Consider the following 25,072-nt stretch of genomic DNA (forward strand, 5'->3'; position numbering starts at 1 on the left):
CACACGGCTATTCCCACTCCGCGCAATTGCACTCGCCGTATATCGACATCCTGTTTATTACGCCCCAGGAAGGTAACGAAGAGTGGACAGAGCCGCATGCCTGAGCAATATTGGCCGGCTTGCCGTAGCTGCTCAACGGACTGTGGGCTTGCGCGTAACCCTTTTCTTCACTGATGGTCCATTCGTCTTCCTGGTAATACGGCCCCGACCGCAAGACGGACGCACAACCAAGGGCAAGAAAATCTCATCGACCCAGGTCTTGCGCAACGCCTTGGGTGGCGCGGCTCGATGCATTAACGCGTAATGCCGTATCAAATCGGTCAAGAGCGACGCTACCGGTTTGCTTAGCTTGCTTTCATCGATTTCCTGGCGTTCGATGGCTCGACGCAGAATCGGGCCCACCATATCGCCTGCCCCATCACCCATGAGCGCCAGCCGCAGCGCATCGAGCGACGGGTAGCTTTCGCGGAATGCCTCGTTTAAAGAAACTGAAAGGCAAATGCAGAGGACTGGGACAAGATCGCTAAGATGGTCGAGATACGTTAAAAGCTCTTGCCGGACACTCCCTTGATCCGGAATGTCTAAGGAGCGTTTGGCCAGCTGATATTGAATCGCCGCGACTGTAAGAGATGCTTTTCCGTCCCAGCGCCGTGCGAGCACTGAACGGCTTGTATGGGCACGAGCGGCGACCGTTTCCATGGTTAAGCCACTGTAGCCATGTTCGGCAAGCTCGGCCCAGGCCGCTTCAATGATCGCCTTTTCCAGTTCAGCCCCGCGCCGGCGGGTTTTCGATGAGCTAAAGGCACACAATGATTCAAACTCCTGAAGATTTTTCTCCCAAGTGTACGCCTTCATGTCCGAAAATAAACGCAGCTCAACACCCAGCGGTACGAGCATGCGTTTAGCGACTGTATCAAAAGGTATAGGCGATGCCGACAACCCCCTGAAATTGCGATTCCCGCTTGACCAGAGGACTATCCGCCGCATCTCCCAACAATCGGCTCGCGCCCACGGCGCCGACCACGCTCCACCGCTTATTGATATCGTAGCTGACAGCCAGGCGGACGGACACGTCTCGAATGCCGGCGGAGGGGCTATATTGCGCAAGCCCGGATCTAGCCGACTGATCCGCACTGATCCCATAATAACTGTCCATGTACTTGGCGTTGGCCCAGTTCACTGCAACACTGGGAATAAGCTTTAGACTGTCGGTGATCGCGTACGGGTACGACAGGCGCACGTTGGCCAATAACCCGCGCTCGCTCTTGGTGATGGCCTGGGTAACGGAGAGCGCAAGCTCAACATCCGCCAAGTGGGTGGAGACCGAAAGCCTTCCGCCAAGCGCATCCGATAGCTTGCCTATGCCATCGGGCACGTCTTCGCTGCGGTATCCGGACATCCAGCTTACCCCAGCCCCCACTGTCAGGCTGGGCGTATCAATAATACTGAAACCCACGCCTTTGCCACTCTTCGCATAAAACCGTCCATATCGATAGTCCAGTATCGGGGCTGGCTGGACGTGGTATTCGTCTGAGCCAACGTAACGCGGCTCGACTGCGGCCCCCATACCCAGCTTGAAGTGATCGCCATCGCCAGCATAGGCCGCCTGCGCGGCCGCCATCCCGCACAGGGCAAAAAAGATCTGATATTGCTTGAAGCGGCCGGAACGGGCCGGCACGGGACAAGATGATTTCATGTGAAAGCCCTTCCTAAATAAGATACGAGATCGAATCTTATTTCGAAGCACTCCGTCAGTCAAGATACATTTATGTATCTTATATAATTTCCTCTTCTTGCCTTGTTCCAAGCCTAAGATGCTTCGGTGACCGCCTTCCGCGCATGTTCTATTTCATCCGCACGCACAGCCTCGGATGATTTAAGATTGCCAATAGAAATTCGTAAAAAGGCACAGAATCGGAGAAGCGAGTGGCAAGCCATGCATTCAAGGTGAAACGAATCACAGATCTGGGCGTGGAGATAGTCGAGGCCGACTCCGACCGGCAATTCGTCCGGCATATGCACGACCATTTCGGCATTGGATTGGTCGTGCATGGAGCGCAGCGCTCGGCAAGTGGCCGCGGACAGGTGGAAGCGCACGCTGGCGATCTCATATCGGTCAATCCCGCCGAGGTGCATGATGGCAAGCCCATTGGGGATGGCGCCCGCCGCTGGCATATGCTGTACTTCAGCCCTCAGCTTATCGCCGAGAATTTTGCGGATATGGCGGCAGACCTCGGTTCGCGCCCCTGTGAACTCGCTTATCCTGTATTACGCAACCGGCAGGCAACGGTACTGTTCGGCACCCTGTACCAGACCGCCACCCAGGCTGTGGAAAAAAGTAGCCAATTGCCGTTCGAAGAGAATCTATCGCTGCTGCTCGAACACATGTTGGATCACACCGTGTCGAAACCGCCTGTGTCGGGTGCTGCCGCCAGCCGTGCCAAAGCCATGATCGATGATGATCCTCTGGCAGCAGTATCGCTGGCATCGCTGGCCAAGGAATCGGCGTTGAGCCGGTTTCAGCTTGTGCGTGCGTTTGCCCGCCTGACCGGGCTTACGCCCCATGCCTACCTGATTCAGCGGCGTATCCAGCGGGCGCGGCATCTTATCGCATCGGGTGTGCCACTGGCCGAGGCGTCGCATGCCAGCGGTTTCGCCGACCAGAGCCATATGACACGCCACTTCGTGCGCAGCTTTGGATTCTCACCTGGCATATACGCACGGCAATAGCGCCAGGCGCGCCCGCAATTTCATTCAAGAAAATATGAAGCGTCAAGCGCATAGTGCTCGAAAACAACCGCGCCACCGCAATGAGCTTCGATTTTTTTCTTACATCCCTTGTGATTATTGCCGCTCCCGGAACGGGAGCACTCTATACAATGGCCGCCGGACTCTCCGATGGCAAGCGCGCGAGCATCATTGCGGCCTTCGGCTGCACGCTGGGAATCGTCCCGCATATGCTGGCGGCCATCAGCGGCTTGGCGGCGCTGTTTCACACCAACGCCGCCGCTTTTCAGGTGCTTAAGTATCTGGGCACAGTATATTTGCTCTATATGGCCTGGACCATGTTCCGCCATCGCGGAATGCTAACCATCGATGGCCAGTCAAATATTAAAAGCGCTCGCCAATTAGTTGTTTCAGCCGTCCTGATCAATCTGCTGAACCCAAAGCTATCGGTTTTCTTTCTGGCTTTCTTGCCTCAATTCATCGGAACAGAGGAGGCTGCTCCCATAGCACGCATGCTGGTGTTGAGTTTGGTTTTCATGACCCTGACTTTTGTGATCTTTGCCGGCTATGGCACCGCCGCCGCAACCCTTCGGCGGCACGTGCTGGCCAATCCATCCGTCCAGGTCTGGATACGACATGGTTTTGCCATCGCATTGGCCGGATTGGCATTACAACTTGCATTGGCGGAACGCTAGCGGGCTTATGCCGCATGCCATTCGAGGAAGTAGCCTTGGGGGAAAGCCCCTCATCGATAATCCAGCATCACTTCATACCCCACCAACCTGCCTTTTGCTTTCACTTTCGTCACGCGGGCCTGAACGCGGGTGAGATCTGCCTTGGCGCCGTCTCGCATCCGCATTGCGGTCTGCTCGGTCTGGCCACGGTGACTGCGGCAGCCAATTTTCAGGTTATGGATATTCTTGCCTGGCGTTGCAATACAGGGCGGTTGAACGATGGCGCCCCGAAAATGGACAACACCGGAGGCGCCTGATACGGTTGCGGGCCAAGCAAGGGGGACGATACAGGCCATGGCTGCATTAACGAGCGGACTTCTGAGCATGAGCATGCTCCTTATTGAAGTGCAACGGAACCGTGATGGCTGCAGTATCTATAAAAACCCACCAACGATGTCCCGATGGCTGTTTTGATGTTCCAAATTGTAATTCAAGTAACGGATAATGTCACCAAACCCGAGCTTATAACCATGGGAAATGGAAGAATAAATATTTATTCGTTTCCGTCGGAGCCCTCTCTCACTATCCTTGGCTGTGAGCTCGCGGCGTCAAGCGCCTGCAGCGCCTTTACTGAATCTGCACCTGAATCCAGGAAACTAAAAGCCAAACCCACATGCCCAAAATTTATGTAATACACGAGAACACGGCCTGGGTCGAACCCCTCAGGGTTGCGTTTTCCCAACAAGCGTTGCCGTACGAAGAGTGGTTTTTGGACGAAGGTACGCTTGATCTTACACAAGCGCCGCCAGACGGTGTGTTCTATAACCGGATGAGCGCATCGTCACACACTCGCAATCATCGGTATGCGCCCGAATACACAGGCTCTGTGCTCGCTTGGCTGGAATCACACGGACGACGCGTCGTCAACAATAGCCGCGCCCTGCAACTCGAGATCAGCAAAGTCGCCCAATACGGCGCCCTGTCCAGACATGGCATCCGCACGCCTCGCACTGTTGCTGCCGTGGGAAAACGTCATATCATCGATGCGGCCAGGAAAATGAGTGGTTCGTTCATTACCAAACACAACCGAGCTGGCAAAGGGCTTGGCGTGCGTCTTTTTCACAATGTGCAGGCGCTGGAAGACTATGTTGAGGGCGACGCCTTCGAACCGTCCATTGACGGCATCACATTGATACAGGAATATATACGCGCCCCCGAGCCCAGCATCACTCGCGTCGAATTCGTGGGCGGAAAATTCCTGTATGCGGTGCGTGTCGATACATCGCTGGGTTTTGAACTCTGCCCTGCTGACGTCTGCCAGGTGGACGACGCATTCTGTCCCGTTGGAGAGGCCACGCCTGCAACGCCCACGCCCCGTTTTCAGATCATTCAAGGCTTCGATGATCCGATCATCGGCCAGTACCAGCGCTTCATCGCTGACAATGGCATTGGTATCGCAGGTATCGAATTCATTACTGATGAAAGCGGCGAGATCTACACCTACGATGTAAACACCAATACCAACTACAACAGCGATGCCGAGGCCGTGGCACGCAAGCATGGCATGCAAGCCATTGCCGAATACCTGGGCCGAGAACTCCGCGCACTGCACGCCTTGGAAAGCGCACCTCGGGCCGCCCTCGCAACAGCCTGATCACCCAGCGAACAGCGCCTTGAATGACCCGCTCATTCAAGGCCGCTGATCCGCCCTGGCTGCTTATCCAGACAACTTCCGCAGACTGAGCCGGAAGGATTGCCCTCGCACTCTGCGACACGCTTGTGACGACTAGGCTGTACAAAGCCGGCTCAAACCCGGTTGCATGCCAGTTCATGCCCGCCGCCTGATAATATTTGAAGTAAACCATTCGACGAGCCGAGCCTCTCGTCGGCGCAGAGGGCGCTGCCACGTACAGTATTCAAGAGTTGTCATGCCAAAACTACTACACACTGCCGATTGGCAGATTGGTCGCCAATATGGGCGATTCTCGCCGGAGGATGCCGCAGTCCTGGCCGAGGCCCGGTTCTCGGCTGTGGAGCGCATTGCCGCATTGGCGGCACGAGAGCAGGTTGACGCTGTACTGGTGGCGGGTGATGTATTCGATGCACAGACAGTTTCAGACCGCACTATCCGCCGCCTTTTCAATGCGCTGCAAGGCTACGCCGGCCCCTGGATCATGATTCCTGGCAATCACGACGCCGCGCTGGCGGAAAGCGTCTGGCGCCGGTCCGAACGGCTTGCCGCCATTCCATCGAATGCCCATATTATTCTCGAGCCTGCCGTGAAGTCGTTTCCAGAACTCGGTTTCGCAGTGCTGGCAGCTCCGCTCACTCAGCGCCAAACGCATAATGATCTGACCGCGTGGTTCGATACCGCCGAAACACCTGCCGGCCTGTTCCGCGTCGGCCTGGCCCATGGCAGCGTCCAGGGTATTCTGGCAGAAGACATCGACTCGCCCAATCCCATTGCCGCCGACAGGGTGGAACGTGCCCGGCTCGATTATTTGGCGCTGGGGGATTGGCATGGACTCAAGAGCATCAACGACCGTGCATGGTACAGCGGGACGCCGGAGCTGGAGCGATTCAAAGGCAACAATGGTGGTCACGTGTTGATCATCGAACTTTCGGACACGGGCGAAATGCCGAACATCGCGCCGCACAGCATCACACAATATGAATGGACAAGCTGGCATGAAACGCTGGCCATCGAATCCGATCTCGACGCGCTGATACAGCGTCTGGAGCAGCTGCCCGCCAATACCGTACTCGACCTGACGCTTTCCGGCCAGATCGATCTGAGCGGCGAACAGCGCCTACAACAGGCGTTGTCGGTGATACAGGGACGATGCCGCAGTGTGCAATGCCATCAGGCTGATTTGCATCTGATGCCCACTGAGCAGGATATCGTGGCCTTGCATGCAGACGGCTATCTGGGCGAGGTCATCGCCGAACTTCAGGAACGCCAGCAAAGCAGCGCCCCCGAAGTCGCCCGCGATGCGCTGGCCATTCTGGCAAGGCTATTGCGCGACCGCCAGGCGCCGGAGACACAGGCATGAAACTGCATCGCCTGCGCGTGGAGCAGTTCCGGCAGTTCCGCCAGCCGGTGGAAATCCGCAATCTCGGGTCAGGTATCAACCTTTTCACCGGGCCTAATGAGTCGGGCAAGAGCACATTGGTCCGGGCCATTCGCGCAGCATTCTTCGAGCGTTTCAAATCCAGTCGCATCGACGATCTGCAGCCATGGGGAGACTCATCATCATCGCCAAGCGTTCAGCTTGAATTTGATTGGCAGGGTGAACGCTGGAAGCTCAGCAAACGCTTTCTGAAGAACAAGCGCTGTGACCTGGAGATCGGCGGCCGTCTGTTCAGCGGAGAGGAGGCCGAAGAAAAGTTGGCCGGTCTGCTGGGTTATCAGTTTGCTGCGCGCGGCGCCAGCAAAGCCGAGCACTGGGGTATCCCTGGACTGCTATGGATAGAGCAAGGTTCGGGGCACGATATCCACGGGCCTGCTACATATGCCGGCAACTATCTGAAGTCAGCATTGACGGAAAACCTGGGCGAGATCGCCAGCAGCGCAGGCGACGAGCTGATTGCCCAAGTGGAGCGCGAACGCGCAATCCTACTGACGCCGACAGGCCGCGCCACCGGCGACTATGCGGAAGTCCAGAAAAAGTTCGAGGACAACGGGGAACGGCTCGAGGCGCTCGACCGGGATATCACCGTCTACCAGCAGCAAGTGGATCGTCTGGGCGAGTTGCGTCTGCTTGAACAGCAAGATGCGGGTAAGCCATGGGAACACTATCAGCAGCAAGCCCGACAGGCCGAAGCCAAATTGATCGAAGTGCAGCATTGGCTGCAGGCACAAGAAAACGATACGCAGGCACTGAAACAGTGCATGGCCAGCCAGGAACACTGCCGAGAACAACTGGCCGCCTTTGCAAGACAACAGGCTGACCTCGCTCAAAGAGCCGCGGACAGACAGAAGGCGGAGCAGTGGCTGAGTGACATGCAGGCACGCCGCCCGCCTGTCGAGAAGCAGTTGGACGCTGCAAGGACTGTCTATCAGTCGGCGCGGCAGACGCTCAAGCAGGCCAGGCAACATGAACAGCACGCCGCGATCACGCGCGAACTTGTCCAGATCAACCAAGATCTATCGGAAATCGAAAACAGGCTGAATCAGTCGCGTACATTGCAAACCCAATTGCTCGCACACCGGGCAAAGTTGCAAGAAAATCGCGTTGATGCCGCGGCGCTCACGCGGCTGCAAAAGACCGAGCGCGCATTGGCCGATATCGATATTTCCCAGCAATCCGCCGCAACCAGGCTGCAGTTCGCGCTGCGGCCTGCTCAGCACATTCAAATGGGAGACGAAGAACTCTCCGGCCAGGGCGAACGCCTGCTGCTCGAGCCGGTCGATATCACGCTTCCCGACATGGGCACACTGCGGATTCAGCCCGGCGGAGAAGACATTGCAGAACTGGCTCGCCGCCGGCAGGCTGTGCAGGACAGCCTCGCCGCCTTGCTGTCAGCGCTGCAGGTAAGCAGCGTCTCTCAGGCCGAGGAACGGGCTGAACAGCGCCGGATATTGCAGGAAGAAATCAAGCAGGGAGAGTACCAACTAGGCAATCTCGCGCCCAAGGGCATCGATGAGCTGGCCAGCCGGCAGGCGCTGCACAGGCAACGACAACAGGCATTGAACGCAGAACGGCGCGATCTGCCCGCACCGGGCGCAGCCAGCATCGATGTCGCCACGGCCGAAAGCCGGCTGGAAGCATCGCTTGAACAACTCAGGACAGCCGAGCAAAGCATCAACCAGTTTGAAAAAGACCTCGGCCTGGCCATGCAGGCAAAGCACAACGCACAAACCGAATGGGAACGGCTTCAGGCTACGATACAGTCCCCTGATCGTGAGCGGCGCGAGAAAGCGCTGAATGCGCAACTGATGGAACTGCGTGCACGGGAAGCCGCTTTGACTAATGCCTTGGCGCAGCGCGAGAAACAAATCAATGAGGCCGATCCAGATATTCTGCGCCAGGATAAGCTGCGGTTCTCCAGTACGGCTGAAGCGATGGAGGCCGAAGCCCGCAAGCGCAGCTTGGAATTGGTGGGTCTGCAAAACAGACTGGAGGCGTTGGGCGCAAGCGGCCTGGAGGAACAACGCGCCGAGCTTGCCCAGCACGCCGAGTATATAAGCCGGCGCCGCGACGAGCTCGAGCGGCGCGCCAACGCCCTGAGCTTGCTGCTTGATCTGCTGAGCGCCAAGCGCCAGGCGCTGACACGCCGCATTCAAGCGCCGCTGCAGCGTCATTTGAATCATTATTTGAAACTGCTCTTCCCGCAGGCCAACCTGAGCGTGAATGAAGAGCTGATCCCCGAGCGCCTGGTTCGGGCAGCCGGCAGCAATGAAACGCATGACGATTTCACGACCTTGAGCTTCGGTGCGCGCGAACAACTGGGACTGGTCAGCCGGCTTGCCTATGCGGACCTGTTGCAGGAAGCGGGCAGACCCACCCTCATCATTCTGGATGATGCTCTGGTGCACAGCGACCCGCATCGTCTGGCCCAAATGAAGCGCATACTATTCGATGCGGCCCAGCGACATCAGATCCTGCTGTTCACCTGCCATCCCGAGAACTGGCGCGACCTGGGGGTGGCGGCGGTGGAAATGCAATCGCTAAAGACGGCGCTCTGACTCCACGCCAAGGTATGCACCATCGCATCGCCGTCAAATCCCGGCGCCAGCGCCAGCCTCCTCTGGCAACCAAGTGGGCAAATTCACGCAATGGGCGGACGCGTACATACCATTAGGACAGTCGGGCAGCATCAAGGGCTGCGGATGCATGGGCGTTGTAAACCAGACGCCAATTTCACAGCCTAATTTCTCGGAAAATGCGGCTGGGTTGCGTTTCGTCTCGGCATCAACCAGGATAGGAAACCGCAACCAGGTCGGTTCAGCACCATCGATAGCCGCAGCGTGCCGGACGCCGCTCCGGGCCGCCCATTCGAGCCAGTGCGCAGCGCCCGCCCGCCGCCGCTCCAACAGGCGAGGTAAGGACTGCAGTTGTTGCAGCAGGATCGCCGCGATGCAGGCTGGCATCTTCCAGCGATACTGGGGTGTGAACAAGCCACTCAGCTCCGCCGGTTGCATTTGAGGCACTTTCGAAGAAGGCGGTATCGCGGGCATGTCTCGCCACTCGGGCGGCAATGGCTGGCCCTTGAGATTCTGCAGACTGACCCATTCCTGGCAAAGCGTGCGCAATAAGGCCCGCACATAAGCCTCGTCCGGCTCGGTGGCCGCCGCATGGACGGCAGCCAGCCTCTCTCCAAGTCTTGGGTCACGAGTTATTACCCAGCCCCCATGGATCGTGTTGACCATTTTGGAGCGTTCACTGCTGAAAAAAGCAATATCCCCAAGCGTACCCAGTTTGTCGGTCTTGTATGCGCCGCCGGTTGCATGAGCGCAATCCTCGATAATGGCCAGGCCATGCTCCCTCGCCAGTGCGCAAAGCGCGTCGGTATCCCGGCAGACAGCGCCAAAAGTATATTGCAGCAGCAAAGCCTTGCAACGAGGCGTGACGGCCTTCCGAGCCGCCGCGGCATCCATGCCGAAGGTTTCCAGTTCAATATCCACAAATATGATCTCAATACCGTGGAATGAAAATGCATTGGCAACAGCCTGACAGGTGAATGCTGGAAGCAGTACCTGATCCCCGGCTTGAAGACCGAGTACCTCGACAATGGCATAGAGAGATGCCCTCCCTCCCATGAAGCTCGCCACAAAGGGGGATTCCCACGCTTCTGCGACATACCGGTGCAGCATATCGGTCGAGGGCTTCAGATGATCTTGTTTATTAATACAGTTCATGGCCAATGTAGCACTTTCCTGTGAAAGGCTGGCATTGAGAAGCGGTATTTTGTAGCAAAATTTCCAGTTATTCATTGAATTTATTAGGGTTGTCACGCATATCCGCGCCGACACCCAGCTGTATTAAAATTACATAACACTTTATTGCTTTTTTGTTTTTCCCACAAGAATTCCCATTTTTGGAGGTGCGCAATGGACATGCGCAGCAACGCGTTCGAAAGAAAATGGTTCTACATTTTCATGTTCATGTACGTGTTCATCATGATTCCCTTCCCGTTCTACTTCAATACGGAGTATGTACCGGGCTGGCTGGGAGTTCCCATCTTTGTATATGGCTGGATAGCCCACGGCATTGTTGTACTGCTGCTGATTCTGCTTTTTGCCCATCAGTGCCTGAAACGGCCGGAATATCGCGACTTCGATGACAACCAGACAAACGGGAAACAGCCATGAATGAAGCCACCACCATGGTGCAACCTGACCCCGGCCCGTTCTATTTCACGCTGGGTATCTTCTTTCTTATCATGCTGGGGATAGGCTGGTATGCGCAGAGCAAAACCAAATCACTCAGCGACTTTCTCGTTATGGGAGGCAAGGCAGGCGCGCTCGTGGGCGGATTTGCCTATTTCGCCAGCCAATACAGCATGAGCACTTTCATGGGCGTGCCCGCCATCACTTACGGCACGGGTTTCGCAGGCATGAGTATTTCTGTGCCCGGACTGGCATTCTCCATGATCATCCCTGCCCTGTTTGTCGGACGCAAACTCATGATCATGGGCAGGCGCTATGGTTTCATGACCATGACCGACTATCTCTCTGACCGCTACGAGTCAAACGCGATACGTGGCGTTCACGCCATCATGATGTTGATTTTCGTCATTGCCATGATGGGAGCTCAGACAGTTGGCGCTGGCGTCATCTACAACGTGTTCACTGGCGGCCCCGAGTGGGTCGGTGTCGTCATCATGGGCATCGTGGTCACCATCTACTGTATTGCCGGCGGCATGCGTGGCGCAATGCTGACCGATGTGCTTCAAGGTGCACTGATGGTGGCGACGGCCATCGTGACGTTCGTGGTAACCATCAAGATGGGTGGCGGAATGGAAGCCATTACCAGCAAGCTCGCAGCCACCCAGCCCACTCACCTCACGCACCCTGGCACGAAGGACAATTTCCCCTGGGCAACCTATGTCTCCATGATCGTCATGTGGAGCTTCTTCACCATCGGCCAACCCACGCTGTTCACCAAGTTCTTCACCATGAACAGCTATCGCACCATGTACAAGGCAGTCATACTGGGCACGATGGGCATGCTGTTCTCCGCAACGCTCATAGAATGGTCGGGCGTGAACGCTTCGACATTCATACCTGGCCTTACTGGCAAGCAAACAGATTTTATTGTGCCCATGGTGTTGCAGCAAAGCCTGCCGCCTTTCGTCGCTGCGATTTTGATTACAGGCATCGTCTCAGCGGGCATGTCAACGATTTCCGCACTATTGGTCGTCGCCACCGGAGGCGTCACGCGTGACCTGTATCAGAATCTGTTCAACCCGCGAGCTTCGGCAACACACCTACTGTCGCTATCACGCTGGATGACTGTAGTACTGGGCGCCCTGGCTGTAGTCATCGGCATAGAGAAACCGGCAGGCATCTTTGCACTGATCAGATTCGCCTTTGGGGGCCTGGGCATCTGGGTCGCGCCCGTGATTCTGGGTATGTATTGGAAACGCGCCACGCGCACCGGCGCCATTGCCGCTGTCATATTGGGAGAAGTTTCCTATATCGTGATGGTCATCTGGTATAAAGAATGGGCATTTGGTTTCGACCCCTTGATCATCTGCTGGCTGTGCACCATGGTTATCATGGTTGGCGTCAGCCTGTGCACGCGGGGGGCGAGCCAATCGACGCTGGACCGCCATTTCGACAGCCTGCTCCGGGCCGAGCGTGGCTCAACCGGGGCAACCGCCTCGGCAGAGCGCGCGGTGGGGGCTCGCACCTGATTGTTCCTGGAAGCATGCGTCCCGCCATATAGGTGCGGCTGTATGTTGCCGTTGCGAAAACCTGCCATGATCACCATAGACCGTTCCCTGCCCATTTCATTGCATGTGCAAATTGTGGGGGCTATCGAGTACGGAATCATGGCCGGCAAGTTTCGCAACGGTACTGCATTGCCGTCTGTGCGCGAGCTCAGCCGCGCACTGCATGTAGCGCCGCTCACCGTCAGCGCAGCCTACCAGGAACTGAAAGACAAAGGATTGATAGACGCTCGCCAGGGAAAAGGCACTTACGTCTCCTCGGAAAGCGTCGACGCCTCTGTCGAGCAACGCATCATATCGCTTCGCACCCGTTTTCAGTCTCTACTGGACGAGGCCGCCGAACTGTCAGTGGGGCCCTCCTTTTTTGCTGAGATGATACGCCAACAAAGCGACAGCCGGGACAATGCGGCGAGCGCCACCATCACCATGATGATGGTGGGCAATTCCAACCGTATGACCCAGGCATATGTGGCGATTATCAGGAAGCTTTTGCCCGAGAATCAGTCCATCTCGGTCTGCACCTTCGATCAGTTCGATGCCATGGCGCAGTCGGAAGTGGATGCCTGTCATTTCTATTTGACCCTGCCCCACTGCGTGACCCGTATCCGCAAACGCGTGTCAGATAAAACCATCGTGCTGGCACCCTACCTCATCCCGGCCGAGGCAACGCGACGCAACTTGGCCGGCCTGCGCACAGACAGCAATGTCCTGCTTGTATCCAGGTTTCGTACCTTCCTGCCGGCCATGCTGGAAGGGGTGAAGCGATTCGCGCCGCACCTTGGAAATATCGACGTATACGCCGTCGGCGAGTCGCATTTAGCCGACAAGATCGCCCAATGCCAGGTACTGATATACAGCACGGGTTGCCACCATCTGGTTCAGGATTACATTAGCGTCAAACCCGCCTTCGAATACATTCATGTACCCGAATCCAGGTACTTGAGGGAAATACTGCAGCCAGCCTATTTCAATTTCACGGAAAGACTGTCTGCCAGCAGCAAGGAACAAAAAAATGTTGATTAAAGATATGAACTGGTTTCAGGTGGAAGATTATCTGAAGCACGACGATCGCGTCATTATGCCGATGGGCAGCACTGAGCAGCACGCCTATCTGAGCCTATGCACGGATTTCATATTGTCCTCTCGCATCGCCGAGGAAGCTGGAACCCGGATGAATATACCGGTATACCCGGGCCTGCCATTTGGCATGGCCTCTTACTTCACAGGGTTTCCAGGCACAGTCAATATTCGCCCCGATACTTACGGTGCGCTTATTACCGATATCCTGGATAGCCTGCACGAAAGCGGTTTTCGCCGGATATTCCTGGTCAATGGCCATGGCGGGAACAGCCCCGTGCAGACCTTCATTGGAAATTGGCTGAACCAGCATGAGGACGCTCGGGTCGTTATCCATAACTGGTGGGCATCGCCTGAAGTCATGAAGCGGGTGCGAGCCATTTCCAGCAATGCATCGCACGCTTCCTGGATGGAAAATTTCCCCTGGAATCGCATTCCGGGCATATCTATGCCACAAGAAGAGAAGCCAGGCATCAATCCAGCAAAGCTGGGCCAACTGCCAGCCAGCGCCGTGCGCGCCTATATAGGCGACGGCAACTACGGCGGCGAGTACCAGCGCCCCGACGAGGAGATGATGGATATATGGTCTGCAGGGGTGGAAGAGACCTGCCATCTGCTTGAGAACGTGTGGGTAGCACCCATGCACAACTGAGCAACATGCGGCAACGCTTTGGCCAAGACAGGGGCCGGATTCGCATGGTATTCCCATACCAGATCAACTAGTATCCCCTTCACTTACATTGACCGACAGCGCATTCTATAGTCCAGACGTCCGGCACTGTTTCACGCAACATGGGCAGTTCCGGACGGTTTCTTAATGCTTTACGTACGGAGATGATCATGGACAACGATCGTATCAAGGGTACTGTCAAGGAAGTAAAGGGTTCCGTCAAGGAAACGGCGGGCAAGGTCACCGGCAACCGCCAGACTGAAGTGGAAGGCAAAGTCGAGAAGAACGTCGGCAAGGTTCAACGCAACGTCGGTGAAGCAAAAGACGAAGTCCGCGACGCACTGAAGGATCAGAAATAACAGCCTTCCCCACTTGGGGTTTGGACACCGGCGAGGTTTGCAACCCGGCGCGTCAATCGCGAATGAGGAAACGAACAGAGGGCTACCGACAGCGGCAATAGATCCAGTGGTAGTAAATCTGAAACCTTCGCAGGGCATTATTCAGTTCAACCCACGCCAGCGGTCACTGGACGCTGGCGTGCCTCAAATGTTCTGGCCCTCTGGAGTCTGGGATGCATGAGTCCGTTCGTACCCTTTCCATATCTTCCGGCAACAATCGCAAGCCCTATTCCGTTCCATCGGCGATGCGCATCCTGCAGGCGCGCGCCGAACAGGTTCAGCCGCCATTACTGGCGCTGCGCCCACACACCCTAAAGGCGGGCCTTCTTTCGGACGCCGCCGGCCAGCAAAGCCAGCCTGACGACGAGCAGCAGGAACTCGCGCCGCAACCCTGACAAGCAAGGCCCCCGTTTCCTTCATCCGGTGGGCCGCACACTGGCACTGGCACACCGGCACTAGCCAGCGACAATCGACATCCAACGCGCTGCGACAGCGCACATAAAAAATTTTTGCCGGCAGGCCGCATTCCCTCGACAGTCCAAGGATATGGACTGCACGCGCCATTCAGCCAGTGAAAGCGCTGGCTCATCGCAGTACGATGGGCATCAGGTTTCCAAGGCCGTGTCCTCGGCCTCTTTGCACGCCCATTAGATCGCTGCACAAGACTATTTGAGACCGCTTCTGTTGGCGTTGAGCCAACAGGCTGCATGCCATGGGGCAAGGCATTTTCCCCGGCATCGTGACATTGCTTGCCAAATGCTGGGCATTAACTACAATAATATTGTCGTACAATAAGACATATCAGACAGAAAGGAAATACCCATGAGCACCAGCAAGAACGCCCTGGACGAACTGTTTCAGCAAGGCCTGCAGACCCGCCGCGAAGTCCTTGGTTCGGAGTACGTAGATGGCTCCCTGGCCAAGGCAAACGACTTCATGATGAACTTCCAGCACATCACGACCGAATGGTGCTGGGGCTATGCATGGAATCGCCCCGGCCTGGAGCGCAAGACCCGCAGCATGCTCAATCTGGCCATGCTGACGGCGCTGAACCGGCCGGCGGAGATCCGGCTGCATGTCAAGGGCGCCCTGACAAACGGTGTTACGGTTGACGAGATCAAGGAAATTCTTCTGCAGGCAACAGTGTATTGCGGCATTCCGGCGGGCCTGGATGCATTCAAGGTCGCCAATCAGGTTCTTGAGGAAGAAGGCGCTTTCGAGTCTTCGAAGGATTGATGCCATGGCCTCCTCCATCGCAACAATCGGCTTTATTGGCGTGGGCAATATGGGCACGCCCATGGCGCAATGCCTGCACAAGGCCGGCTACAAACTCGTGCTCATGGACGCCAACGTCGACGCAGCCAAAGCCCTGGCTGAGACAGTGGATGCCGCCTGCGTTGATACAGGTTCGCAGTTGGCGCCCTTGTGCGACCTCATCATTACCATGCTTCCCACCAGCGCCATCGTGGAAACCGTGCTGTCGGGTGATGGCGGTGTCCTCAGTGCAATCAAGCCGGGCACGCTCATTCTGGAAATGAGCTCTGGCGTGCCCTCGCGCACACAGGCGTTAGCCGACGCCGTTTCACAAGCAGGCGCGGTATTGCTTGATGCGCCGGTTTCCGGCGGCGTGGCGCGTGCGGTCACCGGCGAACTGGCCATCATGGTGGGCGGCGATGCCGAACACGTGGAAACGGTCCAGCCCGTGCTGCAGGCCATGGGCAAGAGCGTCCTGCATACAGGTGGCGTGGGCAGCGCCCATGCCATGAAGGCGCTGAACAATCTCGTGTCGGCGGGAGGCTTCCTGATCGGCGTGGAAGCCCTCATGATCGGACAACGGTTCGGCCTGGACGCAGGCGTCATGGTCGATGTGCTGAACTCCTCCACCGGCATGAACAATTCCACGCAGAAGAAGTTCAAGCAATTTGTGCTTTCACGCAAGTTCAACTCTGGCTTCGGTCTGGATCTCATGGTGAAGGACCTGACGATTGCCCTGGGTATTGCGGAAGAATCGGCAACCGCCGTGCCATTCGCATCGCTGTGCCGCGAGTTGTGGGCATCCAGTGCCGGTCTGCTCGGCCCGGGGCAGGACCACACGGCGGTTGCAAAACTGGTGGAGGCCCTCGCGGGCGCCGAGCTGTCAACCAGGCAGACGCTCTGATACTGGCCTCGGCAAGATCATGAAGCCGCTTCTTTCTGCGTTGAAACGGCGGGCCATGCTTCATGCAGCATAGCCCGCCGGCATAAACCTCATGCCGGCTATATCTCAAGCCAGCTGTTCGCGCACCACCAACGCAATAAAGACAATGCCGGCGGCAAGGCTAGTATGACCGCTGTAGCTGACCAGCCCAAAGCTCCAGCCCTGGCTGCGCACCGCCACAAACAAGGCTATGCCAAGCAGCGCCCAGCCCGCAATCCTTAGCATATGCGTGGCCCGGGACGACAGCAAGCGGCCAAATAAGTTTTCCTGGTGACGCGCCATGGCCAGCGCCAGCGCGGCAAACCCCATCAAAGATAAAACAAACAGCATAAGATGCGTCACGCTGCTCCTCCGGCACGGGCCGCTGCGCCCGGCTGCGGCATACGCCTGGCCTGCGGCCGCTTCCTGGGTTTGTGCCGCGCCGTCCGTATCGCCAGCATCGCATGCAGCGCCGCAAATGCCAGCATCGACAGCTCGAGCCCGGCATAGGCCCAATCGCCGTGCGCAATGCTGTGCCATATGGGTCGGTCTGTGGTGAGCGCATTCAATACTGGCAGCAAGGCCATAAGCCCTGCCGCCAGCCAGAACAGCTCTATCCATGCCCTCCGGGCTGGGCGCAGTATGGCATAGGCAAGTGACAGGCCCCAGACAATGAAGAAGGTATGGATTTCCCATTCACTGCGCTGAGCCATGTCAACAGGCAACAGGCGATTGCCCCAGAAGTAAGCTGTCATGGCAACGGATAGACCGGCAATGCTGGCAATATTGAGTCGCTCCACCAACCGGAACCCAAAATGGGGGCGATCGGGATCCGGCAGTTTGGCGCGCCGCTTTACAGTCCATAGGACAAGCCCACTGCCCACCATCGCCGTGCCGGCGAGACTGACCAGGAAATACAGCCAGCGCATCACGATATCGGCGAAGCGGCCCATATGCAAACCGTACAGCACACCTTGCACGGTGGCGGCCGGGCCAGCCGACGACTGGTCCTTCAGCAGCGCGCCGCTGGCGCCATCGAACACGAGATAATGCGGGGTCGTTGATACGCGCCGTGACGCCTGAAGCACGACAGCCACGCGTGCGTTGGCATGCCCGGCGTGATGGATACGCACTCCTCCCACACTTCCTTCCCCCCACCGTTGCTCGGCCTGACGCACCATGCCCGAAAGGCTGGCCAGCGGCACAAGCCGGGGCGAAGGTTGCTCATCGGGCAGGATTACGCGCGTCTCGCTCGTTACCTCAAGCCGCTGGTCCGGCGTCTTGAGCGCCTGCAGGCCCCAGGGCATGTAAAGAAACATCAGGGTTATGAGCCCGCTATATGTGATCATGAAATGAAAAGGCAGGCCCAGTACGGACAACGCGGCGTGGGCATCCAGCCAGCTTCGCTGTCCTTTTCCCCACCGGAAGGTGAAAAAATCCGTGAAGATCTTCTTGTGTGTGATGACGCCGCTGATGATGGCCACGAGCATGAACATGGCGCAAAAACCCGCGATCCAGCGCCCCCACAAGGCCGGCATATAGTGCAGGTTGAAATGAAAGCCGTAAAAGAAATCACCGCCTTCGGTGTCACGCGCGGCGGGCTCCTTTCCTGTGTGGGGATCAAAAACCTCGAACTCGAACCTGCGGTTTCCTTCCGCATGCGGATTGCGCCAGAACGCACTTGCCATGGGATCGCGCTGCGTAGGCAAGGTGATGCCTATCTGTGGCGTGTCGGGTGTTTGAGCAAGAACAGTCTGCGCGATACGCTCGGCCACCTCCGCCGCGGGCGGCATGGGGCGAACCTCGCCCATCTCGGGGCGCATGTATTGCGTGATTTCTTCCCGAAAATAGGAGACTGTGCCTGTAAGAAACATGGCATATAGAATCCAGCCGACCAGCAAGCCCGTCCAGATATGCAGGTCGGACATGGTCTGGCGAATGCCGCGGCCCTTTTTTGCCGTCATGCCAGGCCTCGCCATCCAACCAGTGCGGCGCCCGCCATCAGCGGCAACGCCGCAACCAGCAAGCCCGCCCAGGCACGCCGCGCCGAACGCACGGCGAACACCCAGATGACAGCGCCGGCATAAACCAGGAAACTGAGCAGCATGCCGCTGAATACCGCATTCGAACGCTGCATGGGCAGGGCAAGCGTTGCCACCGACATCAGTGCGGCCAATGCATATCCGCCGAACAGCGCGGCGATGATGCGCGATACGAGCGCCGCCCTGTCATGAAGTGTGAGCTTATTCATGTAGTGTATTTCGCCGCAGCGTATCCATTCGCCGGATAAAGGCATTCGGGAAGCCTGTACCTGCCGGGGATGAGGCCATCGTGCGGGCTAGTCTTTTCTTTCCACGGGGAGGCAAGGGCGCCATGTCAGTCACAATGAATGAGAATAATTTGCATTATTATATAGATACTTTTTTGGCATTAAATGGCGGCAAGAATCCCGGGTGAAATGACATTCAGTTGGAAAAAGACACATTCATATTAAAATCCGCGAATGCTTTCCCCTCGACAACCCTTCCGGCATAAGCGCCCGTCTGTCTGGCAAATTGTTTTCTGCCTGACATTTGTGTCGTTCATGTGCCGTGCGGTTGTTCCCGCGGGGTACATGCCAGATCTGTCCGGCGGGCGGGATGGCAGGTTCACCATCACGTTGTGTACCATGCTGGGCAGTCTGCAAACCCAGCAGATCGATCTGGCGGATGATGCCGGCAAGTCGTCCTCCAGCGACGGCGTCAGCGCCCAGGACTGCCCATTCGGTCTTGTCATATCGCAGGCCTTGATGCCTGCCCAGGATGTGCCGCTGCCGGCGCAGGCGATCGTCCACGCCACTGTGGCAGTGGTCCATGGCCACCAGGCGCTGCCTCCCCTGCCCCCTGTCGGTCCTCCGCTTGGGTCTCGCGCCCCCCCTGTAGTCCTCGGTTGATCTCTTCCTGCGGCGAGCTGTCAGGCGCGCCGCATTCCGATGCTATTCACACCGAGGTTTTCATGTCGATATTCCATATTGATGCACGCGCCGCGCTTGCGCTGGCCGCGGCCACCGCATTGTCCCCGTCGCGCGCGCAAACGCCACCCCAGCCCGCCGTCCTGGCGCCCGTCGTGATCAAGTCCAATCACAACCCAAGCCTGACCGCGCCCACCGCGCATCAGGCCAAGACGCTGATAGAGCACACGCCGGGCGGCGTCGAACTCGTTCCCGGCACCGCCTGGCGCGAGACCCAGGCAACCACCATCAAGGACATTCTGGGCTATACCCCCGGTGTGTTCGCCCAGCCCAAATGGGGCGAAGACACCCGGCTATCCATACGGGGATCGGGTCTATCACGTTATTATCATTTACGCGGCATCGCCCTGTACCAGGACGGTGTGCCCATAAACAACGCCGACGGCAGCGCCGATTTCCAGTGGATCGACCCGACCGCCTACGCCTACACCGAAGTCTACAAGGGCGCCAACGCGCTACGCTACGGAGCGGGAACGTTGGGCGGCGCCATCAATTTCGTGACACCTTCCGGGCGCACGGCCAGCCCATTTCAGGGCCGCCTGGACGCCGGCAGCTTTGGCTGGCGGCGCGCCCAACTGAGCAGCGGCTTTGCCGACGAAAGCATCGATGGCTTCATCACGGGCTCATGGCAGCGCCAGGACGGATATCGAGATCACAGCGCCGGCGATTCCTTGCGGGTCAGCGGCAACCTGGGCTGGCGGCTGAACGGCAATGCGGAAACCCGTTTTTATGTAACAGGCGTACGCATACGCCAGGAAATCCCGGGGTCGGTCAGCCGCGAGCAGGCGTTGGACGACCCACGCCGCGCCGCGCCGCAGAATGAAGCGAACGACTGGCAGCGCAACATCGATGGCGCGCGGGTGGCCAACCGCACGGTACTTGTGTCGGGTGATTCAACCTATGAGTTTGGCGCCTGGCTGTCTCAAAGCCATCTGCATCACCCCATCTACCAGTATCTGGACAATGTCTACACCGACTACGGTGCGTACACCCGCCTGGTCAATGAAACGCCGCTAGCCGGCCATGACAACCGCCTGACGCTGGGGCTTACCTGGTCGGCAGGCAAGGTGGATGCGGAAAACTATGTCAACGCGGGCGGACACCACGGCGCCCGCCTGTCGCATACGAATGACAGGTCAGACAACTGGACACTGCATGGCGAAAATGCCTTCTCCATCACGCCGGACGTATCCCTAATCACGGGACTGCAATACCAGCATGCCCAGCGCAAACGCGCGGATCTATTCAATGGCGGGCAGCCCACGACGCGCTCAGGCGACAAAAGCTATGACTTCTTCAACCCCAAGCTGGGCGTGCTCTGGCAGGTGGACCCCGGTTGGCAGGTCTTCGGCAATATCTCGCGCAGCGCCGAACCGCCCACATTCGGGGATATGAACTTTTCCACTGCCAATGATCTGGATCGCCTGCAGCCACAGCGGGCGACCACACTGGAAATCGGCACGCGCGGCCAATCGGGCGATCTGGCCTGGGACCTGGCCTTGTATCACGCCCGCATCCGGCACGAGCTGCAGTGCATCAGTTCGATGTGGAATATCTGCGATCAGACCACCAACCTCGACCGCACGATACACCAGGGCATTGAGCTTGGCCTGCAATGGACGGCGCTGCGCGGCCTACTGGTGACCTCGGGCCAGACGGACAGCCTGGATCTGAATCTCTCGTATACATTCAACGATTTTCATTACGACGATGACAGCACCTGGGGGGATAACGAGATCCCTGGCGTCCCGCGCCACTTTCTGCGGGCCGAGCTGCTCTACCGGCATCCGGATGGCTTCTACTTCGGACCGAATGTGGAATGGGTGCCGCAGGCCTACTATGTGGACAACGCCAACAGCGTCAAGACACAGTCCTACGCGCTGCTCGGGCTGCGTGCGGGCTGGGAGACGGGACCCTATTCCTTCTACCTCGATGCGCGCAACCTGACCGATCGCCGCTACATTGCCAGCGTCAGCATTACCGACCAGGCCAACGCTGGCTCCACATTGTTCGAACCGGGCACGGGAAGAGCGGTGTTCGCGGGTGTGCAACTGCGGTACTAGGCCGCTTTAACGGACCATGCCGCCTGCCTCCCGCAGTCGGCATCTCTCCAGCTCCGCGCCCAGCGCCTGGAATTTTGCATGCTCGCGCTCGGGCACCAGCGAGCCGCCCGTGGTCCAGATGATATGGCTTGCATTGGGCATGTCGGACACCAAACCCTGAGCCTCGAGATAGGCCCGGCCTGCTTCGCTGTGCGCCAGCCAGCGAGGCCCGCCGATGCCTGCGGCGGCAGATGGCTCCAGCGCGATGCTTTCAGTCCTGGCCATGCGGTGAAGCCAGCAATGCAAGTCTTCATCCGTTGCCGTGTAGATACCTGACAGTTGTTGCAGCATAACGGGACTGACAAGCGGCGAGGCCAGACCCACCGCCAACCCGTCAGCCTGGGTCTGGTTGTCAAGGCCGACGTCGTAGACGGACACCGCTTTCTCCATACCCGAGGCAAGCTGCACAAGCATGCAGGGAGAGGCTGCGGGTTCCGCAAAAAAACAGTGCACATGGGGGCCATACAGCACCTTCAGCCCAAAAGTGATGCCCCCTGGCGCACCGCCCACGCCACATGGCAGATAGACGAAGAGAGGATGCCGGGCATCCACTTGGCGTCCGGCGGCGCTCAACTGGCGCGCAAGCATTTGCGCTGCGGCGGCATAACCATAAAACAGGCGCTCTGAATGCTCATCGTCCACAAAATATCCGTATGGATCGGCAAGCGCCTGGGCGCGGCCCCCCTCCACCGCGGCGGCGTAGTCGCCGGCATGCTCCACAACCTCTACGCCACGGTCGCGAAGCCGCGTCTTCTTCCATGCCTTGGCATCGGTCGACATATGCACCACGGCCCGGAAACCCAGGGCAGCCGCCATGACGCCAATACTCAAGCCCAGGTTTCCCGTGCTGCCCACCGTTACTGTATAGCGTGAGAAGAGCGCGCGCGCAGCCGGCCGCGCCAAAGCCCTGCGGTCCTCGTCAGGCTGGAGGATGCCTTGTTCAAGCGCAAGCTTCTCGGCCAGCGCCAGCACTTCGTGAAACCCGCCTCTTGCTTTTATGGAGCCTGCAACAGGCAGCGCATGATCGCCCTTTACAAACCATTGTCCATCCCGCGCGGGGTCGCTGCCCTGCGCCCGCTGAAGATGCGTCACCTCAAGCAGCGGGGAATCCACCGGGCCGTCCAGGCCCGCCAGCTCGGCGAACAAATCGGACAAAAGCCCCGCGCACCGCGTCAATCGCGCATAGGCATCGGCAATGCCGTCGGCGGAGACAGAAAGATCACCCGCCTCGCCGAACGCGGGATTCAGCCAAAGCTGCGGTGTCTTTGATCGCAGCGCTTTCAATGTGCTTTCCGAAATTGTCATGCATGTGCCCAGGATAGCGCCGGCTTGCGGTGCCGTGTCTTTGCGCCGATCAACAGTCCAATAAGGCCGCAACCTCTGAATAGTCGAGATCATAGCAAGACAGCCGCAACGGTAGGCAGGGCGCGGCGGCGGGCACCGCCGCGCCTGAAGGCACAGCGAGACAGGAGGCTACCGGCGGTCCAGGCCCAGTATCTTCACCATTTCGCCCATCTGCTTGTATTCGTCCTGGATATGCTGCTTGAACACATCTCCCGTCTCGATGGCCTTGGCAACCCCGGCAGTCTTGAAAAACGCCACCATTTCAGGTGAGTCGGCCGCTTTTTCAAAAGCCTGCTGGATCTTCAGTACCTTGTCCTTGGGCGTGCCCTTGGGAACGATGATGCCGTGCCAAAGCATGGTCTGTTTCTCCGGTATGCCCAGCGCTTTCAGCCCCATGGCGTCAGGCAGCGCCGGCACCGGATCCGCGGAAGTCGCCAGCAGGCACTTTGCCTCTCCGGATTTTTCCATGGAGACGGCCGGCGGCACGGAACCAGAGTAGATGTCCACCACACGGCTGAGCAAGGCGGGCATGGTTTCTCCAGCGCCCTTGTAGGGAATGTCCCGCGCCGTCACGCCCAGCGCCTTGAAGACACGCTCGATCGACAACTGTCCCGGTCCCGCCACCCCATCGGTGCCATAGGTGTACTTTCCAGGATGCTTTTTGAGTTCCGCAATGAACTGCTTGCCATTGTCGGCGGGAAAATCCTTGCGCACGCACAGCACATAGGGCGCGCTGTCGATCTGAATGACTGGAATATAGTCGTCCATTCCGTAAGTCACGTTCATGCTATGCGGCGCCACGGTTATGGGCCCCATCCAGACGCCAGCCATGGTGAGTCCGTCCGGCTTGGCGCGCGTCAGTTCGCTGACACCTATGGTTCCGCCCGCACCGCTGGCATTCTGAATGACGATGGTGGCATCGAGATAGGGTTCCGCATACTTTGCTATGGCACGAAACAGCGTATCGGTACCACCGCCGGGTGAAGTGGGCACGATGAGCTTGATCACATCTTTTGCCATCGAGAAAGGCGCCACGGCCATAAGCAACGCCGCACATATAAAGTTCAGTTTTCGCATGATGTCTCCTGACTATGTCGGTGGAAAATACGTCGGTACATCAATCTGCTTACAGGGCGCCTGCCCAGACAACGCCGCGCCTCTAATTATTTTTTATCGAAAGCCGAACAGCGCCTGAGGCGTGTCCACGGCCACTGCTTGCCGCACAGCGGCATCCGGTATCCAGGCATGAAGCCAGTCTATGCATTGCTGGTAGGTAAATGCATCTTCGAACCCCACCCACGGCCAGTCTGTCGCCCAAATCGCGCGTTCGCGTCCCAGCCCCTCCAGCAATGGGCCAACATAGTCTCGCGGATCCGCCTCGCCCAGGCGATAAGGCGCAGACAGCTTTACCCATGTAGTGCCGGCCTGTATTGCCTCGCACAGCATGACAAACCCCCGGCCATGAACACCCTGGGCCGGATCGGGGCTGCCGAAGTGGTCTACGACGATGCGGGCGCCGCTTGCCTGTAATACAGGCAGCACGTCCGGCAGCAGGCTGCCTTCAAGATAAAGCTCGACGTGCATTTCCAGTTCGCGTAGCTTGCCCAGCAAGGACTGATAGGCGGCGCTGCGAATATCCGGCACCGCTGCGCGCTTCACCCAATTCAGACGGACGCCGCACACGCCCTGCGCCTTCAGCTGCGCCAATTGCATCTGGGATATGGCCGGGTCGACAATGGCTGTGCCCCGCAGCCGCCCGCCAGCGCGCGCCAGCGCATCCAACAGAACCGAGTTGTCGGTGCCGTAGAAGCTGGGTGCAGTCAACAGCCCATAACGCACCCCATGCGCATCCAGAACGCCAAGATACTCCTCCACACTAACATCGCGGGCAGGCGCGGAATGCCTCAGGGTCGAGAGCGGGCCATCTTTTCTCATCACATGGGCATGTGCATCGACCGCTCCGGGCGGCAGCCGGCTGGGTATGGAATCAGCCATG

General features: G+C 58.2%; 25 protein-coding genes. 15 read left to right on the top strand and 10 right to left on the bottom strand.

Annotated elements, in window-relative coordinates; all coding sequences use genetic code 11:
• Positions 1 to 132 precede the first annotated feature (132 nt).
• On the bottom strand, positions 133 to 897 hold the full coding sequence (locus ERD78_RS02965) for a TetR/AcrR family transcriptional regulator (RefSeq protein ID WP_209019935.1): 765 nt from the start codon (positions 895 to 897) through the stop codon (positions 133 to 135).
• A gap of 16 nt (positions 898 to 913) precedes the next feature.
• Positions 914 to 1,696: a MipA/OmpV family protein gene (locus ERD78_RS02970; protein WP_129967767.1), complete on the bottom strand. Its 783-nt coding sequence runs from the start codon at positions 1,694 to 1,696 to the stop codon at positions 914 to 916.
• 251 nt (positions 1,697 to 1,947) lie between these two features.
• Between ERD78_RS02970 and ERD78_RS02975 the strand changes: the two genes are divergently transcribed.
• A complete protein-coding gene (locus tag ERD78_RS02975; RefSeq protein ID WP_280634095.1) occupies positions 1,948 to 2,730 on the top strand; it encodes an AraC family transcriptional regulator in 783 nt (260 codons plus the stop codon).
• A gap of 53 nt (positions 2,731 to 2,783) precedes the next feature.
• Positions 2,784 to 3,422 carry a LysE family translocator gene (locus ERD78_RS02980; protein WP_245152304.1) on the top strand — a complete coding sequence of 213 codons (639 nt, stop codon included), beginning with the start codon at positions 2,784 to 2,786 and terminating at the stop codon, positions 3,420 to 3,422.
• A 50-nt stretch (positions 3,423 to 3,472) separates the two neighbouring features.
• On the opposite strand, the gene ERD78_RS02985 is transcribed toward ERD78_RS02980, so the two are convergent.
• A complete protein-coding gene (locus ERD78_RS02985; RefSeq protein ID WP_129967769.1) occupies positions 3,473 to 3,787 on the bottom strand; it encodes a type 1 fimbrial protein in 315 nt (104 codons plus the stop codon).
• Between the two features lie 287 nt (positions 3,788 to 4,074).
• On the opposite strand from ERD78_RS02985, the gene ERD78_RS02990 reads away from it, so the two are divergent.
• The 3 genes from ERD78_RS02990 (at position 4,075) to ERD78_RS03000 (ending at position 9,090) form a co-directional block, all read left to right on the top strand.
• Positions 4,075 to 5,055: an ATP-grasp domain-containing protein gene (locus tag ERD78_RS02990; RefSeq protein ID WP_129967770.1), complete on the top strand. Its 981-nt coding sequence runs from the start codon at positions 4,075 to 4,077 to the stop codon at positions 5,053 to 5,055.
• A gap of 274 nt (positions 5,056 to 5,329) precedes the next feature.
• Positions 5,330 to 6,454 (top strand): metallophosphoesterase family protein, encoded by a 1,125-nt coding sequence (locus ERD78_RS02995; protein WP_129967771.1) that lies wholly within the window; start codon positions 5,330 to 5,332, stop codon positions 6,452 to 6,454.
• The gene (locus tag ERD78_RS03000) at positions 6,451 to 9,090 is read left to right on the top strand and encodes an AAA family ATPase (protein WP_129967772.1); all 2,640 of its coding nucleotides are present in this window, start codon (positions 6,451 to 6,453) and stop codon (positions 9,088 to 9,090) included. Before ERD78_RS02995 ends, ERD78_RS03000 begins: the two co-directional genes overlap by 4 nt.
• Before the next feature lie 33 nt (positions 9,091 to 9,123).
• Here the strand turns inward: ERD78_RS03000 and ERD78_RS03005 are convergent, their stop codons facing one another.
• Complete coding sequence (locus ERD78_RS03005; protein ID WP_209019936.1) at positions 9,124 to 10,377, bottom strand: DegT/DnrJ/EryC1/StrS family aminotransferase; 1,254 nt, start codon at positions 10,375 to 10,377, stop codon at positions 9,124 to 9,126.
• A 78-nt stretch (positions 10,378 to 10,455) separates the two neighbouring features.
• Between ERD78_RS03005 and ERD78_RS03010 the strand changes: the two genes are divergently transcribed.
• The 8 genes from ERD78_RS03010 (at position 10,456) to ERD78_RS03045 (ending at position 16,602) form a co-directional block, all read left to right on the top strand.
• A complete protein-coding gene (locus tag ERD78_RS03010; protein WP_129967773.1) occupies positions 10,456 to 10,716 on the top strand; it encodes a hypothetical protein in 261 nt (86 codons plus the stop codon).
• A complete protein-coding gene (locus tag ERD78_RS03015) occupies positions 10,713 to 12,263 on the top strand; it encodes a sodium:solute symporter family protein (RefSeq protein WP_129967774.1) in 1,551 nt (516 codons plus the stop codon). The genes ERD78_RS03010 and ERD78_RS03015 overlap by 4 nt, the downstream gene beginning before the upstream one ends.
• A gap of 66 nt (positions 12,264 to 12,329) precedes the next feature.
• Positions 12,330 to 13,322 (top strand): GntR family transcriptional regulator, encoded by a 993-nt coding sequence (locus ERD78_RS03020; protein ID WP_129967775.1) that lies wholly within the window; start codon positions 12,330 to 12,332, stop codon positions 13,320 to 13,322.
• Complete coding sequence (locus tag ERD78_RS03025) at positions 13,312 to 14,028, top strand: creatininase family protein (RefSeq protein ID WP_129967776.1); 717 nt, start codon at positions 13,312 to 13,314, stop codon at positions 14,026 to 14,028. Before ERD78_RS03020 ends, ERD78_RS03025 begins: the two co-directional genes overlap by 11 nt.
• A gap of 188 nt (positions 14,029 to 14,216) precedes the next feature.
• Positions 14,217 to 14,405 carry a CsbD family protein gene (locus ERD78_RS03030; RefSeq protein WP_129967777.1) on the top strand — a complete coding sequence of 63 codons (189 nt, stop codon included), beginning with the start codon at positions 14,217 to 14,219 and terminating at the stop codon, positions 14,403 to 14,405.
• A 212-nt stretch (positions 14,406 to 14,617) separates the two neighbouring features.
• Positions 14,618 to 14,839 (top strand): hypothetical protein, encoded by a 222-nt coding sequence (locus tag ERD78_RS03035; RefSeq protein ID WP_129967778.1) that lies wholly within the window; start codon positions 14,618 to 14,620, stop codon positions 14,837 to 14,839.
• Between the two features lie 427 nt (positions 14,840 to 15,266).
• Positions 15,267 to 15,680: a carboxymuconolactone decarboxylase family protein gene (locus ERD78_RS03040; protein ID WP_129967779.1), complete on the top strand. Its 414-nt coding sequence runs from the start codon at positions 15,267 to 15,269 to the stop codon at positions 15,678 to 15,680.
• 4 nt (positions 15,681 to 15,684) lie between these two features.
• Entirely contained in the window at positions 15,685 to 16,602 is a 918-nt protein-coding gene (locus ERD78_RS03045) for an NAD(P)-dependent oxidoreductase (RefSeq protein WP_129967780.1), read from the top strand.
• Positions 16,603 to 16,707: 105 nt separating this feature from the next.
• On the opposite strand, the gene ERD78_RS03050 is transcribed toward ERD78_RS03045, so the two are convergent.
• Genes ERD78_RS03050 through ERD78_RS03060 form a run of 3 tightly spaced genes read right to left on the bottom strand, consistent with a single transcriptional unit; the run spans position 16,708 to position 18,871 of the window.
• Positions 16,708 to 16,983: a DUF3325 domain-containing protein gene (locus ERD78_RS03050; RefSeq protein ID WP_180029184.1), complete on the bottom strand. Its 276-nt coding sequence runs from the start codon at positions 16,981 to 16,983 to the stop codon at positions 16,708 to 16,710.
• On the bottom strand, positions 16,980 to 18,584 hold the full coding sequence (locus tag ERD78_RS03055; RefSeq protein ID WP_306669760.1) for a PepSY-associated TM helix domain-containing protein: 1,605 nt from the start codon (positions 18,582 to 18,584) through the stop codon (positions 16,980 to 16,982). The genes ERD78_RS03050 and ERD78_RS03055 overlap by 4 nt, the downstream gene beginning before the upstream one ends.
• Positions 18,581 to 18,871 (bottom strand): DUF3649 domain-containing protein, encoded by a 291-nt coding sequence (locus ERD78_RS03060; RefSeq protein ID WP_129967782.1) that lies wholly within the window; start codon positions 18,869 to 18,871, stop codon positions 18,581 to 18,583. The genes ERD78_RS03055 and ERD78_RS03060 overlap by 4 nt, the downstream gene beginning before the upstream one ends.
• Before the next feature lie 333 nt (positions 18,872 to 19,204).
• Between ERD78_RS03060 and ERD78_RS03065 the strand changes: the two genes are divergently transcribed.
• Both ERD78_RS03065 and ERD78_RS03070 read left to right on the top strand, forming a co-directional pair.
• On the top strand, positions 19,205 to 19,552 hold the full coding sequence (locus tag ERD78_RS03065) for a DUF2946 family protein (RefSeq protein ID WP_342365336.1): 348 nt from the start codon (positions 19,205 to 19,207) through the stop codon (positions 19,550 to 19,552).
• Positions 19,553 to 19,614: 62 nt separating this feature from the next.
• Positions 19,615 to 21,693, top strand: a complete 2,079-nt coding sequence (locus ERD78_RS03070) for a TonB-dependent receptor family protein (RefSeq protein ID WP_129967784.1) — start codon at positions 19,615 to 19,617, stop codon at positions 21,691 to 21,693.
• 6 nt (positions 21,694 to 21,699) lie between these two features.
• On the opposite strand, the gene ERD78_RS03075 is transcribed toward ERD78_RS03070, so the two are convergent.
• The 3 genes from ERD78_RS03075 to ERD78_RS03085 form a co-directional block, all read right to left on the bottom strand.
• A complete protein-coding gene (locus ERD78_RS03075; protein ID WP_129967785.1) occupies positions 21,700 to 23,037 on the bottom strand; it encodes a D-serine ammonia-lyase in 1,338 nt (445 codons plus the stop codon).
• A 168-nt stretch (positions 23,038 to 23,205) separates the two neighbouring features.
• Positions 23,206 to 24,153, bottom strand: a complete 948-nt coding sequence (locus tag ERD78_RS03080) for a tripartite tricarboxylate transporter substrate binding protein (RefSeq protein ID WP_129967786.1) — start codon at positions 24,151 to 24,153, stop codon at positions 23,206 to 23,208.
• 93 nt (positions 24,154 to 24,246) lie between these two features.
• Positions 24,247 to 25,071 carry an amidohydrolase family protein gene (locus ERD78_RS03085; RefSeq protein WP_167668824.1) on the bottom strand — a complete coding sequence of 275 codons (825 nt, stop codon included), beginning with the start codon at positions 25,069 to 25,071 and terminating at the stop codon, positions 24,247 to 24,249.
• Between the last annotated feature and the right edge of the window lies 1 nt (position 25,072).

This window comes from Allopusillimonas soli, from assembly GCF_004153445.1.
GTDB classification, from domain to species: Bacteria; Pseudomonadota; Gammaproteobacteria; order Burkholderiales; family Burkholderiaceae_B; genus Allopusillimonas; species Allopusillimonas soli.

Coding starts and splice junctions, on each gene's coding strand:
- ERD78_RS03070 (WP_129967784.1), top strand. CDS start 19,615: ATGTCGATATTCCATATTGATGCACGCGCCGCGCTTGCGCTGGCCGCG.
- ERD78_RS03055 (WP_306669760.1), bottom strand. CDS start 18,584: ATGACGGCAAAAAAGGGCCGCGGCATTCGCCAGACCATGTCCGACCTG.
- ERD78_RS03080 (WP_129967786.1), bottom strand. CDS start 24,153: ATGCGAAAACTGAACTTTATATGTGCGGCGTTGCTTATGGCCGTGGCG.
- ERD78_RS03015 (WP_129967774.1), top strand. CDS start 10,713: ATGAATGAAGCCACCACCATGGTGCAACCTGACCCCGGCCCGTTCTAT.
- ERD78_RS02970 (WP_129967767.1), bottom strand. CDS start 1,696: ATGAAATCATCTTGTCCCGTGCCGGCCCGTTCCGGCCGCTTCAAGCAA.
- ERD78_RS03075 (WP_129967785.1), bottom strand. CDS start 23,037: ATGACAATTTCGGAAAGCACATTGAAAGCGCTGCGATCAAAGACACCG.
- ERD78_RS03045 (WP_129967780.1), top strand. CDS start 15,685: ATGGCCTCCTCCATCGCAACAATCGGCTTTATTGGCGTGGGCAATATG.
- ERD78_RS03060 (WP_129967782.1), bottom strand. CDS start 18,871: ATGAATAAGCTCACACTTCATGACAGGGCGGCGCTCGTATCGCGCATC.
- ERD78_RS02985 (WP_129967769.1), bottom strand. CDS start 3,787: ATGCTCAGAAGTCCGCTCGTTAATGCAGCCATGGCCTGTATCGTCCCC.
- ERD78_RS03040 (WP_129967779.1), top strand. CDS start 15,267: ATGAGCACCAGCAAGAACGCCCTGGACGAACTGTTTCAGCAAGGCCTG.
- ERD78_RS03000 (WP_129967772.1), top strand. CDS start 6,451: ATGAAACTGCATCGCCTGCGCGTGGAGCAGTTCCGGCAGTTCCGCCAG.
- ERD78_RS03010 (WP_129967773.1), top strand. CDS start 10,456: ATGGACATGCGCAGCAACGCGTTCGAAAGAAAATGGTTCTACATTTTC.
- ERD78_RS02990 (WP_129967770.1), top strand. CDS start 4,075: ATGCCCAAAATTTATGTAATACACGAGAACACGGCCTGGGTCGAACCC.
- ERD78_RS03020 (WP_129967775.1), top strand. CDS start 12,330: ATGATCACCATAGACCGTTCCCTGCCCATTTCATTGCATGTGCAAATT.
- ERD78_RS02995 (WP_129967771.1), top strand. CDS start 5,330: ATGCCAAAACTACTACACACTGCCGATTGGCAGATTGGTCGCCAATAT.
- ERD78_RS03030 (WP_129967777.1), top strand. CDS start 14,217: ATGGACAACGATCGTATCAAGGGTACTGTCAAGGAAGTAAAGGGTTCC.
- ERD78_RS02965 (WP_209019935.1), bottom strand. CDS start 897: ATGCTCGTACCGCTGGGTGTTGAGCTGCGTTTATTTTCGGACATGAAG.
- ERD78_RS03065 (WP_342365336.1), top strand. CDS start 19,205: ATGTGCCGTGCGGTTGTTCCCGCGGGGTACATGCCAGATCTGTCCGGC.
- ERD78_RS03035 (WP_129967778.1), top strand. CDS start 14,618: ATGCATGAGTCCGTTCGTACCCTTTCCATATCTTCCGGCAACAATCGC.
- ERD78_RS03025 (WP_129967776.1), top strand. CDS start 13,312: ATGTTGATTAAAGATATGAACTGGTTTCAGGTGGAAGATTATCTGAAG.
- ERD78_RS03085 (WP_167668824.1), bottom strand. CDS start 25,071: ATGGCTGATTCCATACCCAGCCGGCTGCCGCCCGGAGCGGTCGATGCA.